Origin of the sequence: Enterovibrio coralii (assembly GCF_001559595.1) — a bacterium.
GTDB lineage: Bacteria > Pseudomonadota > Gammaproteobacteria > Enterobacterales > Vibrionaceae > Enterovibrio > Enterovibrio coralii.
On the sequence record NZ_LNTY01000049.1, the window covers coordinates 115,477 to 129,923 of the forward strand.

Below are 14,447 nucleotides of genomic sequence, written 5' to 3' on the forward strand. Positions count from 1 at the left end.
TTCCTACATGCAAATGAAAAACAAGTGCTGAGCCTGAGGCCTCTATTTCACTGACCAGTGGTCAGGAGAAACTTCAATTTCCCACAGTGGCATGTTTGCCATCTTGTAAGGGGAATAACTGACATTTTTATTCACGGCCAATACTTTGTTGGGCGTTGGGACAAACAGCATGTACCCACTGTTGTATACGTGTCGCATGATCTTCTCTGATACCGCATCAAATTGAGGCGTACCGACAGATTCTTGGAACATCTCTTCAATGTACCCGTCCAATTGGCCATCAGGGAAAATAGTGCTCCAATAGTTGTGCGTTCTATAAACCAAGAATGCCGACCAAGGGTGGTTGTAGTACCAGTCATCATCGCCCCAGACGAGCAAGTCCCACTCTTTGGTGTTCTTTTTCGCGTTGGTGCTGAGCAATTGGCCGAACACTTCTTTTTCGCTTGAGGTGATATCGAAGTTCAGTTTCACACCCACTTTGCGCAAGTCGCGGTCGATTCCTTTCCATATGTGCATGAAACGGTCTTGCGTAAATACATTGAGTTCGAGACCGTTTAGCGTTTTCTTCAGATCATCGCGAATCGACTTGGGATCTTGCACTTCCGAGTAGGCTTTGAGGTTTTTCACCACTTTATCTACGCCAGGGTAGAGCGGTGCGGCGAGCGTGGGGCTGATCTGTCCTTCGCCGTCGTAATATTTGTTCAGCAGGCGACGTTGGTCGATGGCTTTGTTCAATGCAACGCGCACGTTCTGGTCGAGCAGTTTTTCATTGCCCGTGCGCATATTCATGTGGATGGCGATGTTGTTGGTTGAGGGTGCGGTAACCAGTTTTGCGTAACGTGAACTGGTCACTCTGTCTTTTTCTGATACCGGAATCGGCATGATGTCGAGTTGGCCGTCATTGTCCAATGCCATTTCAATCGCTACTTTACTGTCGAGTTCAGTGTAGACAGTCACGGTTTCGATTTTGGGGTATTCAGGGTTCCAGTAATTCGGGTTTGCAACCAACACGGCTTTCGGTGTTTGGCGATCGCTTCTATGTAACCTTCTTTCAGCATGTAAGGCCCCAAGCCGTAAGGCCCAGCTTCAGCCAAATTAGGGCAGGTCGCTTTTCCATTCCAACCAAACTTTTCGAGATAGGGTTGGGTGTAGAACTGAATCCAAATGGCGTCGTTTAGAAACTGGCCATATTTTTCTTTCAAATGAAATCTGACGGTGTAGTCATCAACTTTTTCCGCGTAATCAAAAACGGTATCAATTTTGGTGAACAGGAAGGGAGCTTTTTTAAAATATTCCATGTTCAGTAAAACGGCGTCGGCATTAAATGGCGATCCGTCTTGGAATTTCACGCCTCGACGCAGATCGAATTCGTACGTCTTGTCATCGATTTTCCGGTGCGACACGGCCATGTCGTATTCCCAGCCTTTTTCGTTATTCGCAGGCTTTAGGAGTGCGGCATTGATGGAATGGGAAATATAGATATAAGGCAGGCTGGGAATAAAAACTTTTAAATGTGACCCTTCAACGGGTTTAGCGATTGTCCCCATTGGAACGAACAGGAGCAATGACAGCATCATTCGAAAGAATATTTTCACACCCATCATATCGTCTACCTTGGTACTCGTTTGTTTGTTAAAAGTTTGTTTGTTCTGGAGATAACTATCAAAAGTGTAGTTAAGCATTGATGCATTTTTGAGCTCAATGACTCACACATGAAACGAAATGTATGCATAATGTTGATTGATAACAGAAAATAATTTTTGGAAACGTTATGAAATGAATGACATACGTTAATTTCCAAACATCAGTTAGGTTGACTGCGCAAACCTTGTCCACGTGGTGTGTTTTTACCCTCCAGACATTTCGTTCAGCTTCTTTTCATGACTGTTATTGATTGGTTTCAAATCGGCAGGCTTTTATAACGCTGTACAGCTTTGAGAAAGGATTCCTATGCATACTAGCTGCGATAATGCGGTAAATAGGTTTGGGTGCCTGATTTTTGCTCAAATTGCTGATAATGCAGTCAAATCTGTTTGCCGCTAGCTGAATATCAAAGAACTTTTATTACCCCTTTAGGTTCCTTTTACGTTTAGCTCGTTGCTTCGTGATTTAGGGAAGGAGAACACCATGATCAACCGGAAGTTAATGCTTCCTGCGCTTATCAGCGCCGCTCTTGTTGCTGGTTGCGGAAAAGAGCCAGCACCACAAAATAACGCTTTTGTTCCTCTCGTCAGTGCGCAATCTGCTGAGTTGATTGATTATCAACCCATCCAAACTTTTGTCGGACGAACGGAAGCGGTTGAAGATGTGGGTATCGTGCCGCAGGTGTCTGGTTACCTGAAAGCGCGCTATTTCAAAGAAGGGCAATTGGTTCAACAGGGCCAACTCCTTTATAAAATCGACCCAGGCCTTTACGAAGCGAAAGTGGCGAGTGCACAAGCTGCGGTTTCTCAAGCAGAAGCTGGCCTTCATAACGCCAACTTGGACTACGAGCGCGGGCAAGATCTGTTGCCTCGTGGCGGTATCAGCCAATCTGAGTTTGACCGTCTTACCGCTGTGAAACTGCAAGCTGAAGCGGCCGTGAAGTCTGCCGATGCGCAGTTAGCTGCGGCACAGTTGGACTTGTCTCACACCACTATCGTTGCACCTTTTACTGGCCGCATCAGCGAGAGCAATGCGAGCTTGGGTGATTTGGTTTCTCCATCAACCGGTGTACTGACCACGATCGTTAGCCTTGACCCTATGCAAGCATCATTCTCAATGAGTGAAAAACAACGCTTGGAAATGGGCGCAGACATGGTATCTGGCAGCGGCAAAGGTCGCGGTGGCTCGGTAGAAGTCTACCTACGCTTGGGTAAAGGTTACGACTATGACCAAGTAGGTAAGATTGATTACCTCGGTAACCGTATCGACGTGAAAACGGGCACCATTGGCCTTCGTGCTAGCTTCCCGAACCCAGATCACCGCCTGCTGCCAGGTCAGTACGTTGAAGTTATCGTTCAAGACAAGAAGCCGCTTCCGAGCATTATCATTCCGCGCCTGTCAGTGCAGACTGACCTTGAGGGCGATTTTGTGATGGTGCTGAAAGAAGGTAACAAGGTTGAGCGTCGCAACATCATTCTGGGCGAGCAGACTGACAAGGGCATCATTGTTCGTGAAGGTCTTGAAGAAAACGAACAGGTTCTGACGAAGGGCCTGCAGCGTGTGCGCAATGGCATGACTGTTCGCCTGCAAGGTGAAGGGGCGTAACGAAGATGCTGAGTCGTTTCTTTATCCAGCGTCCTAAATTCGCGCTGGTGATTTCGATTATTCTGACACTAGCAGGTGCCATCGCATTGATGAGCCTGCCAGTGGCAGAATATCCACGGATCAGCCCGCCATCAGTAAACGTTTCGGCGATTTACTCAGGTGCGAGTGCTGAAGTCGTTGAGCAAGCGATTGCCGACCCGATAGAAACGTCCGTGAACGGCGTTGAAAACATGATTTACATGTCTTCAAAGAGTGCGAACGATGGTTCGTATAGCCTGAACGTAACATTTGATATCGGTACCGACCCTGACATGGCGCAGGTTAACGTACAAAACCGTGTGGCACAGATTGAATCTAAGCTGCCGCCAGAAGTGCGTCAGGTCGGTGTGACAGTGAAAAAGCGTTCGCCTGACCTGCTGATGGTACTGAACTTCTACTCTCCAGAAGGTAAGTACGATGATCAGTTTCTCGTAAACTACATCAACCTAAACGTTAAAGACCAGCTGGCGCGTGTGAAAGGCATCAGTGAGGTTAACGTTGTGGGTGGTGGTGAGTACGCGATGCGTGTCTGGTTGAACCCAGAAAAAATGGCGAACTTAGGCATCACCACATCGGATGTTCGCACTGTGTTGGCTGAGCAAAACGTTCAGGTCGCAGCGGGTGACATCGGTGCGCCGCCGTTCAACAGTGTTCAGGAAATGACCTTCAAGCTGGTGACACAAGGCCGTCTTGGCTCGGTGGAAGAGTTTGAAAACGTGGTTGTTCGTGCAAACGCTGACGGCACCATGGTTTACCTGAAAGACATCGCAGACATTTCTCTAGGCCGTAAATTCTACTCAGGTAACGGTAAATACCGCGACCGCCCGGCGTCTATCGTGATCCTGAACCTGCAATCTGATGCGAACGCATTGGAAAGTGGCGGTTTGATCATGGAGCGTCTGGAGCAGCTTTCTGAAAGCTTCCCAGAAGGCATGGCGTATGAGGCCAGTTACGACACCACGCTGTTCGTTTCTGAATCTATCAAAGGCGTTGTGAAAACGTTGGTTGAAGCGGTATTGCTGGTTATCGCAGTTACCTACCTGTTCTTGGGTAGCTTCCGTTCAACCCTGATCCCTGTTGTTGCGATCCCTGTGTCCTTGATTGGTACCTTTGCCATCATGTTAGCCGCAGGTTTTACTATCAATACAGTGACCCTGTTTGGTCTGATCCTCGCTATCGGTATCGTGGTGGATGATGCCATCCTCGTTATCGAAAACGTGGACACCAACATGTCCAAGGACCCATCGCTGACGCCGCGCCAAGCAACGCTGATTGCGATGAAAGAGGTAACAGGTCCAATTATTACCTCAACATTGGTTCTGTTGGCGGTATTCCTGCCAGTTGCCATGCTGCCGGGTATTACCGGGATCATGTACCGCCAGTTTGCACTGACTATTTGTATCTCTGTACTTATCTCGTCCATCAACGCATTGACGCTGTCTCCGGCAATGTGTGCGTTGGTATTACGACAAGGTAAAGACAACCACGCTCGCTGGTTTACTGTATTCAACCGTGGGTTGGAGAAAGTCACTGACAAGTACGGTGCGGTTGCAGGTTTCCTCGTACGTAAAACGCTGATCCTCGGTACGCTGTTTGTGGTGGCTGTGGGTGCAGCAGGTTACTTTGCGAAGACCACGTCGACGGGCTTTGTTCCGCAGGAAGATAAAGGCGTGCTGCTGGTAAACATTCAGTTGCCAGATGCAGCCTCGTTGTCACGTACGGAAGAAGTCACACGTAAGCTGACCCAAATCGTGAAAAACGAGCCGGGTGTTGAAGCGGCAACGGTAGCGAATGGCTTTGCCTTCTTGACCGGCGCGGCAGCATCAAACGGTGCGTCGATGTTTATCAAGTTGAAGGATTGGGAAACCCGTCAAGCACTTGAAGGCAAGCACGATGCATTCTCGATCACTAACCGCATTAACGGCGCAGCAGCAATGCAGTTGCCTGAAGCGATAGTGTTTGCGATGGGACCGCCAGCGGTTCCGGGCATGGGTGCGGCATCAGGCTTTGAGTTTGTACTTGAAGATACATTGGGACGTTCGCGCAGTGATTTGGCGATGCTGATGCAGCAAATCATGATGAAGGCGAACGAGCAGCCAGAAATTGGCCGAACCTTCAGTACCTTCCGCGCAAACGTACCGCACTTCTACATCGACGTAGATCGTGAGAAAGCGAAGCAGCTGGGTATTCCTCTGTCAGAAATCTTTACCACGCTTCAGGGTAACCTGGCGGGTATGTACATCAACGATTTCTCGCTGTTTGGTAAGAACTACCGCGTGACCATTCAGGCGGATACCGACTACCGAAACGACTTGGATTCATTAGGTCGCTTCCACGTTCGCTCTACGTCGGGTGAGATGATCCCACTTAGCACCTTGATTGATGTTGAGCAGGTGTTTGAGCCCGATGTTGCATGGCGTTACAACATGTACCGCTCAGCCGTCATTCAGGGCTCTCCAGCGCCGGGCTATTCGTCGGGTGATGCGATTGCTGCGATGGAACGTATCGCCGCTGACATGCTGCCACAAGGCTACCAGTTCGAATGGACAGGTATGGCGTACCAAGAGAAGCAAGCGGGTAACCTTGCTATCTACGCGTTTGCTTTGGCACTGATCTTTATCTACCTGTTCATGGTCGCGCAGTATGAGAGTTGGAGTATTCCTCTGGCTATCATCCTCGTGGTTCCCGTTGCGACACTAGGTTCGTTCCTTGCCCTCGCGATGACGGGCACACCATTGAACCTGTATGCGCAGATTGGTCTGGTACTTCTGATTGCACTTGCCGCGAAGAATGCGATTCTTATCGTTGAATTCGGTAAGTACGAGCGTGAAGAGAAAGAGCTGTCGATCAACGATGCGGCGGTTGAAGGCGGTAAGCTTCGCTTCCGTGCGGTAAACATGACATCTTGGTCATTCATTCTGGGTATCTTGCCTCTTATCTTTGCAAGCGGTGCAGGTCATATCAGTCAGAACTCTCTGGGTATCTCGCTGACAGGTGGTCTGCTGTTTGTACTGTTGGCCGGTACCTTCCTGATCCCTGGCTTCTTCGCGCTTATTCAGCGTCTTCGTGAGAAGCACCACGGTGGCTCAACGAAACTGGTTGAGTTGGATGACTAATTTCAGTCAATGATTGAAAGGGTGCCTCAGGGCACCTTTTTTTGTCTTATTTTCGCTGTAGTCACGGCTTTGAATTGGATTTATTCGCGGATTTCTACCATGTTAGCTTCCATAGCGACTGACCGACATGGAGGCGGAATATGAGCGAATTTATCGTCACGAGCTGGGATTTCTCATCAGGCACGGCAAAACAAATGGATCCCAAGCCTGTGCGGATTGAAAAAGGGCATTGGTTTCATTGCCAACGAGATGGCGACGGCGGCCAAGCGTGGCTCGCGCAAAACCACATTCCGGAAGCTATCATCGATTCACTGCTGGCGGACGACACGCGCCCGCGCTTTGAGCAATTTAGTGATGACTGTTTTCTGATTATTTTGCGCAGTATCAACATGAATGAGGGATCTGACCCCGATGACATGATGAGTTTGCGAATTCTTTGGTTTAACGGCGCGATAATTTCCACCCGTAAGGTGCCTTCCAAAGCCGTGTCTACTTTGCTCGAAAAGCTGCAAAACGGGATTGGACCGAAAGATTTACCTTCTTTGCTGCTCGGTATGTTTAACGGTGTAAATCAGATAATTTCGGACTTTCTTGACCCAGTAGAAGACACCATTGATGACTTAGATGATAACGCGACCATTACCGCGCAAGAGTTGAATCAACTTTATTCGCGGTTGCTGCGTTTGCGACGCTATCTCAAACCTCAGGGCTATGCGTTTGACGACTTGATTAACGCGCGGTTACCTGTGCTGAAACAACAGAAAAACCATGTAAAAAACTGTCTGGACACCATCTCTCGCATCAACGAATCGATTGAGTTTTACATCGACCAAATCAATCTCTATCAAGCCAGTGTGAATCAAAAACAATCGGAAGTGATGAACCGAAACACGTACCTTTTCTCGGTGGTGGCAGGCATTTTCCTGCCCGCGGGTTTCTTTACGGGGCTGCTTGGGGTGAATATTGGCGGGATGCCGGGGATTAATAACCCGTTGGCATTTACTGTGTTTTGTATTGCGCTTTTGGTCGTGGTGGCACTGGAAGTGTTGCTGCTAAAGAGGATGCGGTTTATTTGAGGGTTAGAGGGATACAAACGACACGGCCAGCAGAGGTCATTCATGCTGGCCGATAAAAGTATGGCTTAGTGTTGTGGTAAATCCGGCTTGGGTTTCACTCTCACTAGGCTTTCGATGATAGTGATAGCCAGACCCAGCCAAATCAGACCGAAGCTGACGGTTTTTACGCTATCAAACGCTTCACCGAACACTACGACAGCTAGCAGGAATTGCAGGCTAGGTTCGATGTATTGCATTAGGCCAACCATAGACATCTTTGCGTGCTTGACCGCTTCTGAAAAGAAGAAAAGCGGTAGCAATGTGATAGGTGCTGAACCTATGTATAGCAGCATGGTAGACATGTCGCCCGACATGGCTTGGCTGGTGCCTGTCGCCATTTTGTAAGACAGATACACGGCAGCAAACGGCAGCAGAACCATGGCTTCCACCAAAAGGCTGGAGATAGCATCGTATTTCACGTAACGCTTACACCATCCGTACACCGCAAAGAAGACTGCCATTAGCATCGCCGCAACAGGGACTTCGCCGTATTGCCAGATTTGGTAACTGAGCCCCAAGGCACCAAAAATGACGGCAGCGTATTGACCCAGCGACAACTTTTCTTTGAAGGCAATGACGCCCAACGCGATCACTAAGAGTGGGTTGATGAAAAAGCCCAAGCTTGCATCAAGCACGCGATCATTGGTCATTGCCCATGTAAATGCGGTCCACGAAATACACATGGCGACCGATGCAATTGACGCGAAGATGAACGAACGTTTGTCCGCCACCAATGATTTCCAGTTCGGAGAATGTCCCTTTCTCAGTTGCAAAATCAGGATCAGAAAAGGCACAGACGCAGCAATGCGAAATGCCAGCAGTTCACCCATGGCAGCATCGGGTAAAAATTGGTAATAAAGCGGTAGCGAGCCCCAAAGAACGAAGGCGATCGCCGCCATCACGTTGCCATAACGTGCGGGATTCATCGAGTAATACCTGAGAGAAAAAGGGGTTAAGGATGCGCGATTGTATAGCGAACTAGCCAATTGTAAAGTAATAAACAGACGATTATTAGAAGCTGTCTTTGTATCGGATAAATAACACGTAAAAACAGATGTTTAGGTTTTTATGGTGTAACGATAACTTACTGTGATTAAACAATAATGTTTCAAAATTGAAACCTGTTTTTGGTAACGAAAACTCCCGCTCAACCTAACCTTACAAACCAGCTTTTCAAGAAGAAAACTGCTTTTTAATAGCGTGAACCATTCACGCGAGTTTTGTTTGCCTCTCTGGATAATAAGTGACGTTAAAATGTCATGGAGAATAAGTAGGCTATTTCCATGATCAAACCACAAATCAGGGCCTTAAAGGCTTTGTGAAAAACGCATTGTCTGTGAAAATTGAACGACAATTAGACAGCTTTGAGAATAGGGAAAGAATGAATTGGAATGAAATGCAGCCCCACCTACAGTCACATGATGTGGCGATTATTATCGGGCCGCATCGTTCAGGGAAAACGGAGTTTGTCGTTCAGCAGTACGGTGACAATAGCCCTTGTATTGATGTGAATAAAGCGTCAAAGGCATACAGCGGGGGTAATCCTGCAATTTTGGATGAAGAGTGGGAGGAAATTGCCACCCGTGATTGTCCTTTTATCGCCGTCATTGATGCCCATACATTGCGTAGTGATGACTTGTTCACGCTGGTGGAAATGGCTGTCGAAACAAAGAAAAAGCTCTACATGACCTGCTTCGATATTGAAGCGATTCCTTATAGCGAACTGCTCTCACAAATTTGCGCCGCTAAGTTGTCGCTGGTTAGAATTGAGATGCTTGAGAACAAAGAAATCTACGCGTGGTCTTTGGTGGGCAACAGCTAGGAATACGCAGTTGAAAAGGTCTCAGGCACCTGCCCGAGACCTTTTGGGTTTTATCGGTTTGCTGGTAAAAACGCAATCTCGTCAGACATGGATATCAATGTATCCAAGATGCGTTCGCCGTCAGCACGCAAACCGTTATGTTCGTATTCATTGGTGATCCACGCTTTGCTGTTTGGAATGCCCTTTAGCGTTTCACGCGTGTAATCGAGCTCGACGTACATATCTTCTGCATAGACAGCACAAGCAACTGGAACCTTATTTCCCTTCAAGGTATCCACATTGTAGAGCTGTCCCCAGTCTTGTTTTTCGGCCAATATGTCGGCTGCACCTTTAAGTGGTTTAAGCGTTTCCATCTGATCGAACATCCACGGGTACACCATTTCCCCCGTGAACAGGAACGGGGTCCCTTTGCTGTAATTAAACTCAGTGAATTCAGCATTGCGGATGCGATGTGCTGACCAGTTTGACGCTTCATTCTGGTTGTAGATCGGCTCATGCAAAAAGGCATATATTGGGTTGGTTTGGTAGCTTTGCTCATTCAGCATGGCCAGCAAGAACGCATGACTCAGCGTTTTACCACTCTCTGTTTCTACAAACGCATCTTCCAGCAAGTAATACATCGGTACATTTGCGCCACTTCGACCCAAATTGATGCCGATTTGTTGGAACTGTTCAACGGTAAATCGTTGCCCGTTTGGCAAGAGGACGTTGTTGTTTAGTAGGTAGTCTGCAATGTCTGCACACAGTGTCTGTGCGGCTGGGAATTGCGCAAAAAACGCCGCGTTCTTGTCGAGCACTCGTTGGTACGTTGCACGATACACATCGTCAGCATGACGTGTCAGAGAAGGGACGCCACCGGTAATGAAAACGCGCTCTAGGCCGTGGGGATGGAAAGACAAGTAGGTCAATGCGCAGAAGCCACCGAAGCTTTGTCCCAGTATCGACCACTTATCAATGCCAAGTTGCGTGCGAATCGCTTCGGCGTCATTGACAATATTGTCCGCGCGGAAATGGGCAATGTAGTCGGCTTGCGCTTCTGATGACAGATGTGAAAGCGTCTGTAATGTCAGCGGTGAGCTCAAACCTGTACCGCGTTGATCGAGAAGCAGAACGCGATAATCTTGAAGAGCGCGTTTTAGCCAACCACTAGCAGCGTCAGGCCTTGGGGACGGAAAGCCCGGCCCGCCTTGAAAATAAACCAGCCAAGGGAGGCTGGCGTTGTCTTTTCCAACAGGCACCACTTCTCGTGCAAAAACGGAGATTTTGCGACCATCAGGAGAGTTGTAATCGAGAGGGAGCGAGAAGGTGTGCTGGCGAAAAAGCACACCTTGATTGACAAATTCTTTTTGCATGAATGGCGTCCGTTAAGCGTTGCCGTAAAATCATCCGTCGAATTTACCGTATTTAAGCAGTCGTTGCTTCATTTGACGTTGTAGTTTCTGCAATTATATCTGATTGAACTATCAGCCTACCCAGTGTGTTTTTCAGCATCTCTGAGCATGGTTCATCAAACTTGATGCTAAGCTGGATCCCTTCACCATGTCCACTGACTGTCGCAACGGTTCCATCAAAGAATATCGGATCATCAAACAGCGAATTAATAACAACACGTAACGATTCACCTTGGTCAACGAAGAGATTGGCAGAGGTACGAATAGCACAGCCACCCAAGGAGAAGTCAGCTAACTTTGCTAGCGTGTTTTTGCTGTCAATTTCGATTTGAACAATACGAGAGACGGGATAACGCGCATACTTTCGCATCCGGTGAATGTTCACGACATCAGGGAGGGCGATGGCTAACATCTTCTCAGGTCGATGCATGACGCTCAGGATATGAGATTTAAACGCGAAGATTTCGCCAAATCGCGAAGCATTGAGGCCTTTAATCACAACCTGCAATCCTGATGGATCGTTTAGCAGTTTGCTTAGCTCTGGATCTGGCGGCGTTTCGAGAAGAATGTATTTCTTATCACGGTAACCAATCAGCTTTGAGGCCCCCGTAAAGGCACTAATTCTGTCTTTGTATTTGAGTTCAAATGAAAGGGCAGTGCCGACAGCAACCGTAGGCAGAAAAGCGGCGGGCGCGAGTGTATCAGTGGTATTCATTAAATGCTTTGAATTATCTAACCCATAGAATCAGTCACGCAGAACGCTGGATTGGCTGATTCGCAAATTTAAGATGCTGATATTACTGCGTTATTGTGATTTGGTGGTATTCGCGGCATCAATACATTGAAGCGGCGCACAAATAAGTGGGAGGTTAGTGCCAAACCCATCAGTAATGTACGGCACTACAAGGGCTATTTAGACGCGCTTTTGTCCTTGTAGCAGACGCCTTGTTCACACCTTGAACGTCCAGTGAACACGTAAGATATTGCATAGCGATTCCGGGCAAAAAACAAATAGCAGTGGTCTGCAAACCAGCGGATGACAGGCCATCTTAAGATTCCAATCCACGGTTTCTTGCCAACAAGGCTCCATGCTCTATGTGTTGCATCCAGCCCCAGCAACAAGGTACCTTCGTGTGTGTATCCATGAAGGATTTGGTTGGCTTTGTTCACGTCGATGTCCGGATATCTGTCCGAGAAATCCGGCGCAAGAATATCTTCAAAGCTAAGTGCGCCTTGTTTGTTCAGCTCTCTTAACTTTCCCATTTCCGCAACGCACAATGGGCAGCTTCCGTCGTAAAAAAGTGTGAACTTCATCTCGTGGTTCCTTTGGCATGAAAACAAGTTATCTTACGGCCTTGAATTTCATTTGGATTAACAGCATAACACCTTTGTAACATTGAGCAGAAGGAGAAGGGAAATGGAATTTTATCAAGCGTTTTTAACGCTGACCTTGGTGCATTTGTTGGGAGCGGCTTCGCCAGGTCCTGATTTTGTGATGGTGTCACAACAATCGCTCGTGCATGGGCGTCGCGCAGGCCTTCTCGTTAGCCTAGGTATTGCACTCGGTCTTTCCATTCACATCATCTATTCTTCTGTTGGCCTAGCGACGGTGATCAGCGAGTCGTCGATGGTGTTGAGTATCATGAAATACTTGGCAGCAGCGTATCTGATTTACTTAGGTTGGAAAGGCATTCGCAGTAAAGCGTCTGTGGGTGATAACGACCAAAATACAACAGTGAAACCGCGCTCAGCGATGAAACTTATCAGTATGGGATTTGTGTGCAATGCGCTGAACCCAAAAGCACCGCTCTATTTCCTGTCAGTTTTCACTTTGGTGTTGTCGCCGGAAATGCCAGTCAGTGAACTTGCATTGCTTGGCGCGTGGATGATGTTTATTCAGATGGTGTGGTTTGGCTCTGTGGCCATGATTTTATCCAAGCCTTCGGTTCAGGCGAAGTTCAAGAAAATTGGCCATTGGGTAGATAGAGTTTTAGGTTCAGTGATGTTGGCCTTTGGGATCAAGTTGTTGTTCACCAGTACGACCAAATGACCCTCAGTGTTAACTGAAAAAGCCCCGCTTAAAACGCGGGGCTTTTTGATCAAACAAGGTATTGTCGCAGCGCATTAATAAGGCGCAGTGCCGCGAATTGGGTAGTTGTTATCTGGGTTACGAATCCAGGAAAGGCCATTGACCAGTGTTTCGATATCAGGACGCACGAAAGGATTGTTTGAAATATCCACGACTTGCACCGTACCGTGTTCATTCACCACGAACAGACCAGGCTCTGCGAAGTGATGGTCTGTCTCTTGCTCTGAGCGAGGAATGGAAATCCACAGGCCTAGTGCTTTCATTTGGTCTTCGCTGAGACCGTATACAAACGGGAAAGAGACCTCTAATTTAGTTAGATGCTCTTCGAGTTGTTCGCTGCTGTCACCTGACGCTGCGATGATATCCACACCAATCTCGGCCAGTTTTTCTTTAAAGCCTTCAAGTTGATTGAGATAACGGGTACACATTGGGCAATGCCTCCCACGATAAATGACCACCATCTGCCAAGTGGCACCGTCTCTTGGTTTACCGAGAGTATGCGCTGTGCCATCGAGTGCGTTTAGGGTAATGGCAGGAAATTCGCTTCCTGCAGCCAGTTTATTGGTGTAAGCCATTACTGTTCTCCTAGCTCTGAAATCAGATGGTGCTTAAAGCGCACCAGATCGTTTTCGATATCTGGGTTTTTCATCACGTCGTAGCAAACAAACGTTGGCAACGCCGTCATGTCGAAGAAACGAAAATTCAAGTGCATGGGAAGCCACATGTCATCAACGCTTTTGCCTTGCAGCAAATATTGGCTTTTATCGTCAAACGCTTCCTTTGGTGCGTTGAACGTTAAAGAAAGCATGTATTTCTTACCCGTCAACGTGCCACCTGTGCCGTATTGATCGTCGGTATCACGATGTCGACCGTCGCCACTGCATAGCTGTCCGCCCATACCCGCAGTGTAGACTTCGTCCATGTACTTTTTCATCTTCCAAGATACACCCATCCAGTTGACCGGTGATTGGAGGATGATGACGTCAGCCCACTGGTGTTTTTCAACTTCTTCTTCGACGTTGTAATCGCTGTCGACAGCAGATAAGCGCACGTTCGTTCCCATTTCAGACAGGGTTTCTAACGCTAAATCAACCAATTTACCGTTGAGTCTACCTTCTGAGAAAGGATAAAAATGGTGACCATTTATGATGAGTACGTTCATTTATTGGTGATCCCTCTGGTTGATAATTGCGCAATGACTTTGTTACACTTGGTTACAACTGTCAACCAGTATACTTTTAGTAACCTAGTGCGAAACTATGTCAAATGCAGGACAAACAAAGGAAAGTGGTGCAGCGAAAAGCAGTAAGTCAACGTGCTTGGAGCCTTGTCCCATCGAGCGAGGAATGCGAATCCTTGGTGGGAAATGGAAAGCATCAATCCTTTGGCATCTAAAGGATGAGCCGGTCAGGTTCAATGACCTTTGCCGTCAGTTAGGTGGCGCGAGTAAAAAAATGGTCGACCAACGGCTGAAGGAAATGGAAGAGATCGGCTTGGTGCGTAGAAATGTGTTAAGCACACGCCCCATTGCCGTGAGCTATGAAATTACAGAGTTTGGTCGCTCAGCACTTTGTGTATTGGAAGAATTAAAAGAATGGACAGAGAAGTACGGCGTTTAAATTCGCT

General features: G+C 47.7%; 14 protein-coding genes. 6 read left to right on the forward strand and 8 right to left on the reverse strand.

The features are described from left to right. Positions 1-42 precede the first annotated feature (42 nt). Entirely contained in the window at positions 43-1,011 is a 969-nt protein-coding gene (locus tag ATN88_RS17725) for an ABC transporter substrate-binding protein (protein WP_269748186.1), read from the reverse strand. After that, complete coding sequence (locus ATN88_RS28350) at positions 954-1,604, reverse strand: ABC transporter substrate-binding protein (protein WP_269748187.1); 651 nt, start codon at positions 1,602-1,604, stop codon at positions 954-956. Before ATN88_RS28350 ends, ATN88_RS17725 begins: the two co-directional genes overlap by 58 nt. A gap of 523 nt (positions 1,605-2,127) precedes the next feature. Here ATN88_RS28350 and ATN88_RS17730 point away from each other — a divergent pair. The 3 genes from ATN88_RS17730 (at position 2,128) to ATN88_RS17740 (ending at position 7,480) form a co-directional block, all read left to right on the forward strand. Then, positions 2,128-3,249, forward strand: coding sequence for an efflux RND transporter periplasmic adaptor subunit (locus ATN88_RS17730; protein ID WP_067418816.1), 1,122 nt, complete (start codon positions 2,128-2,130; stop codon positions 3,247-3,249). 5 nt (positions 3,250-3,254) lie between these two features. Further along, a complete protein-coding gene (locus ATN88_RS17735) occupies positions 3,255-6,404 on the forward strand; it encodes an efflux RND transporter permease subunit (RefSeq protein WP_067418818.1) in 3,150 nt (1,049 codons plus the stop codon). A gap of 140 nt (positions 6,405-6,544) precedes the next feature. Further along, entirely contained in the window at positions 6,545-7,480 is a 936-nt protein-coding gene (locus ATN88_RS17740) for a CorA family divalent cation transporter (RefSeq protein ID WP_067418820.1), read from the forward strand. A gap of 65 nt (positions 7,481-7,545) precedes the next feature. Here the strand turns inward: ATN88_RS17740 and rarD are convergent, their stop codons facing one another. After that, positions 7,546-8,445 (reverse strand): EamA family transporter RarD, encoded by a 900-nt coding sequence (gene rarD / locus ATN88_RS17745; RefSeq protein WP_067418822.1) that lies wholly within the window; start codon positions 8,443-8,445, stop codon positions 7,546-7,548. 392 nt (positions 8,446-8,837) lie between these two features. Here rarD and ATN88_RS17750 point away from each other — a divergent pair, with 392 nt between their 5' ends. Further along, positions 8,838-9,341 (forward strand): hypothetical protein, encoded by a 504-nt coding sequence (locus tag ATN88_RS17750; protein ID WP_198158405.1) that lies wholly within the window; start codon positions 8,838-8,840, stop codon positions 9,339-9,341. A 50-nt stretch (positions 9,342-9,391) separates the two neighbouring features. Here the strand turns inward: ATN88_RS17750 and ATN88_RS17755 are convergent, their stop codons facing one another. The 3 genes from ATN88_RS17755 to ATN88_RS17765 all read right to left on the reverse strand — a co-directional run bounded on the left by ATN88_RS17755 (position 9,392) and on the right by ATN88_RS17765 (position 12,046). Next, positions 9,392-10,693, reverse strand: coding sequence for an alpha/beta fold hydrolase (locus ATN88_RS17755; RefSeq protein ID WP_067418826.1), 1,302 nt, complete (start codon positions 10,691-10,693; stop codon positions 9,392-9,394). 52 nt (positions 10,694-10,745) lie between these two features. Beyond that, on the reverse strand, positions 10,746-11,447 hold the full coding sequence (locus ATN88_RS17760; RefSeq protein ID WP_067418829.1) for a PilZ domain-containing protein: 702 nt from the start codon (positions 11,445-11,447) through the stop codon (positions 10,746-10,748). Between the two features lie 194 nt (positions 11,448-11,641). Further along, complete coding sequence (locus ATN88_RS17765; protein ID WP_067418831.1) at positions 11,642-12,046, reverse strand: thiol-disulfide oxidoreductase DCC family protein; 405 nt, start codon at positions 12,044-12,046, stop codon at positions 11,642-11,644. Positions 12,047-12,149: 103 nt separating this feature from the next. Between ATN88_RS17765 and ATN88_RS17770 the strand changes: the two genes are divergently transcribed. Next, positions 12,150-12,782 (forward strand): LysE family translocator, encoded by a 633-nt coding sequence (locus ATN88_RS17770; protein ID WP_067418834.1) that lies wholly within the window; start codon positions 12,150-12,152, stop codon positions 12,780-12,782. A gap of 74 nt (positions 12,783-12,856) precedes the next feature. On the opposite strand, the gene ATN88_RS17775 is transcribed toward ATN88_RS17770, so the two are convergent. Both ATN88_RS17775 and ATN88_RS17780 read right to left on the reverse strand, forming a co-directional pair. Next, positions 12,857-13,396, reverse strand: coding sequence for a peroxiredoxin family protein (locus tag ATN88_RS17775; protein WP_067418836.1), 540 nt, complete (start codon positions 13,394-13,396; stop codon positions 12,857-12,859). Next, the gene (locus ATN88_RS17780) at positions 13,396-13,983 is read right to left on the reverse strand and encodes an NAD(P)H-dependent oxidoreductase (protein WP_067418839.1); all 588 of its coding nucleotides are present in this window, start codon (positions 13,981-13,983) and stop codon (positions 13,396-13,398) included. The genes ATN88_RS17775 and ATN88_RS17780 overlap by 1 nt, the downstream gene beginning before the upstream one ends. Positions 13,984-14,080: 97 nt before the next feature. Here ATN88_RS17780 and ATN88_RS17785 point away from each other — a divergent pair, with 97 nt between their 5' ends. Continuing rightward, positions 14,081-14,440, forward strand: coding sequence for a winged helix-turn-helix transcriptional regulator (locus ATN88_RS17785; RefSeq protein WP_067418841.1), 360 nt, complete (start codon positions 14,081-14,083; stop codon positions 14,438-14,440). Positions 14,441-14,447: the final 7 nt, after the last annotated feature.

Bases quoted from the DNA above. Each gene is read 5' to 3' on its own strand.
- ATN88_RS28350 (WP_269748187.1), bottom strand. From the start codon at position 1,604: ATGATGGGTGTGAAAATATTCTTTCGAATGATGCTGTCATTGCTCCTG.
- ATN88_RS17730 (WP_067418816.1), top strand. From the start codon at position 2,128: ATGATCAACCGGAAGTTAATGCTTCCTGCGCTTATCAGCGCCGCTCTT.
- ATN88_RS17735 (WP_067418818.1), top strand. From the start codon at position 3,255: ATGCTGAGTCGTTTCTTTATCCAGCGTCCTAAATTCGCGCTGGTGATT.
- ATN88_RS17740 (WP_067418820.1), top strand. From the start codon at position 6,545: ATGAGCGAATTTATCGTCACGAGCTGGGATTTCTCATCAGGCACGGCA.
- rarD (WP_067418822.1), bottom strand. From the start codon at position 8,445: ATGAATCCCGCACGTTATGGCAACGTGATGGCGGCGATCGCCTTCGTT.
- ATN88_RS17755 (WP_067418826.1), bottom strand. From the start codon at position 10,693: ATGCAAAAAGAATTTGTCAATCAAGGTGTGCTTTTTCGCCAGCACACC.
- ATN88_RS17760 (WP_067418829.1), bottom strand. From the start codon at position 11,447: ATGAATACCACTGATACACTCGCGCCCGCCGCTTTTCTGCCTACGGTT.
- ATN88_RS17765 (WP_067418831.1), bottom strand. From the start codon at position 12,046: ATGAAGTTCACACTTTTTTACGACGGAAGCTGCCCATTGTGCGTTGCG.
- ATN88_RS17770 (WP_067418834.1), top strand. From the start codon at position 12,150: ATGGAATTTTATCAAGCGTTTTTAACGCTGACCTTGGTGCATTTGTTG.
- ATN88_RS17775 (WP_067418836.1), bottom strand. From the start codon at position 13,396: ATGGCTTACACCAATAAACTGGCTGCAGGAAGCGAATTTCCTGCCATT.
- ATN88_RS17780 (WP_067418839.1), bottom strand. From the start codon at position 13,983: ATGAACGTACTCATCATAAATGGTCACCATTTTTATCCTTTCTCAGAA.
- ATN88_RS17785 (WP_067418841.1), top strand. From the start codon at position 14,081: ATGTCAAATGCAGGACAAACAAAGGAAAGTGGTGCAGCGAAAAGCAGT.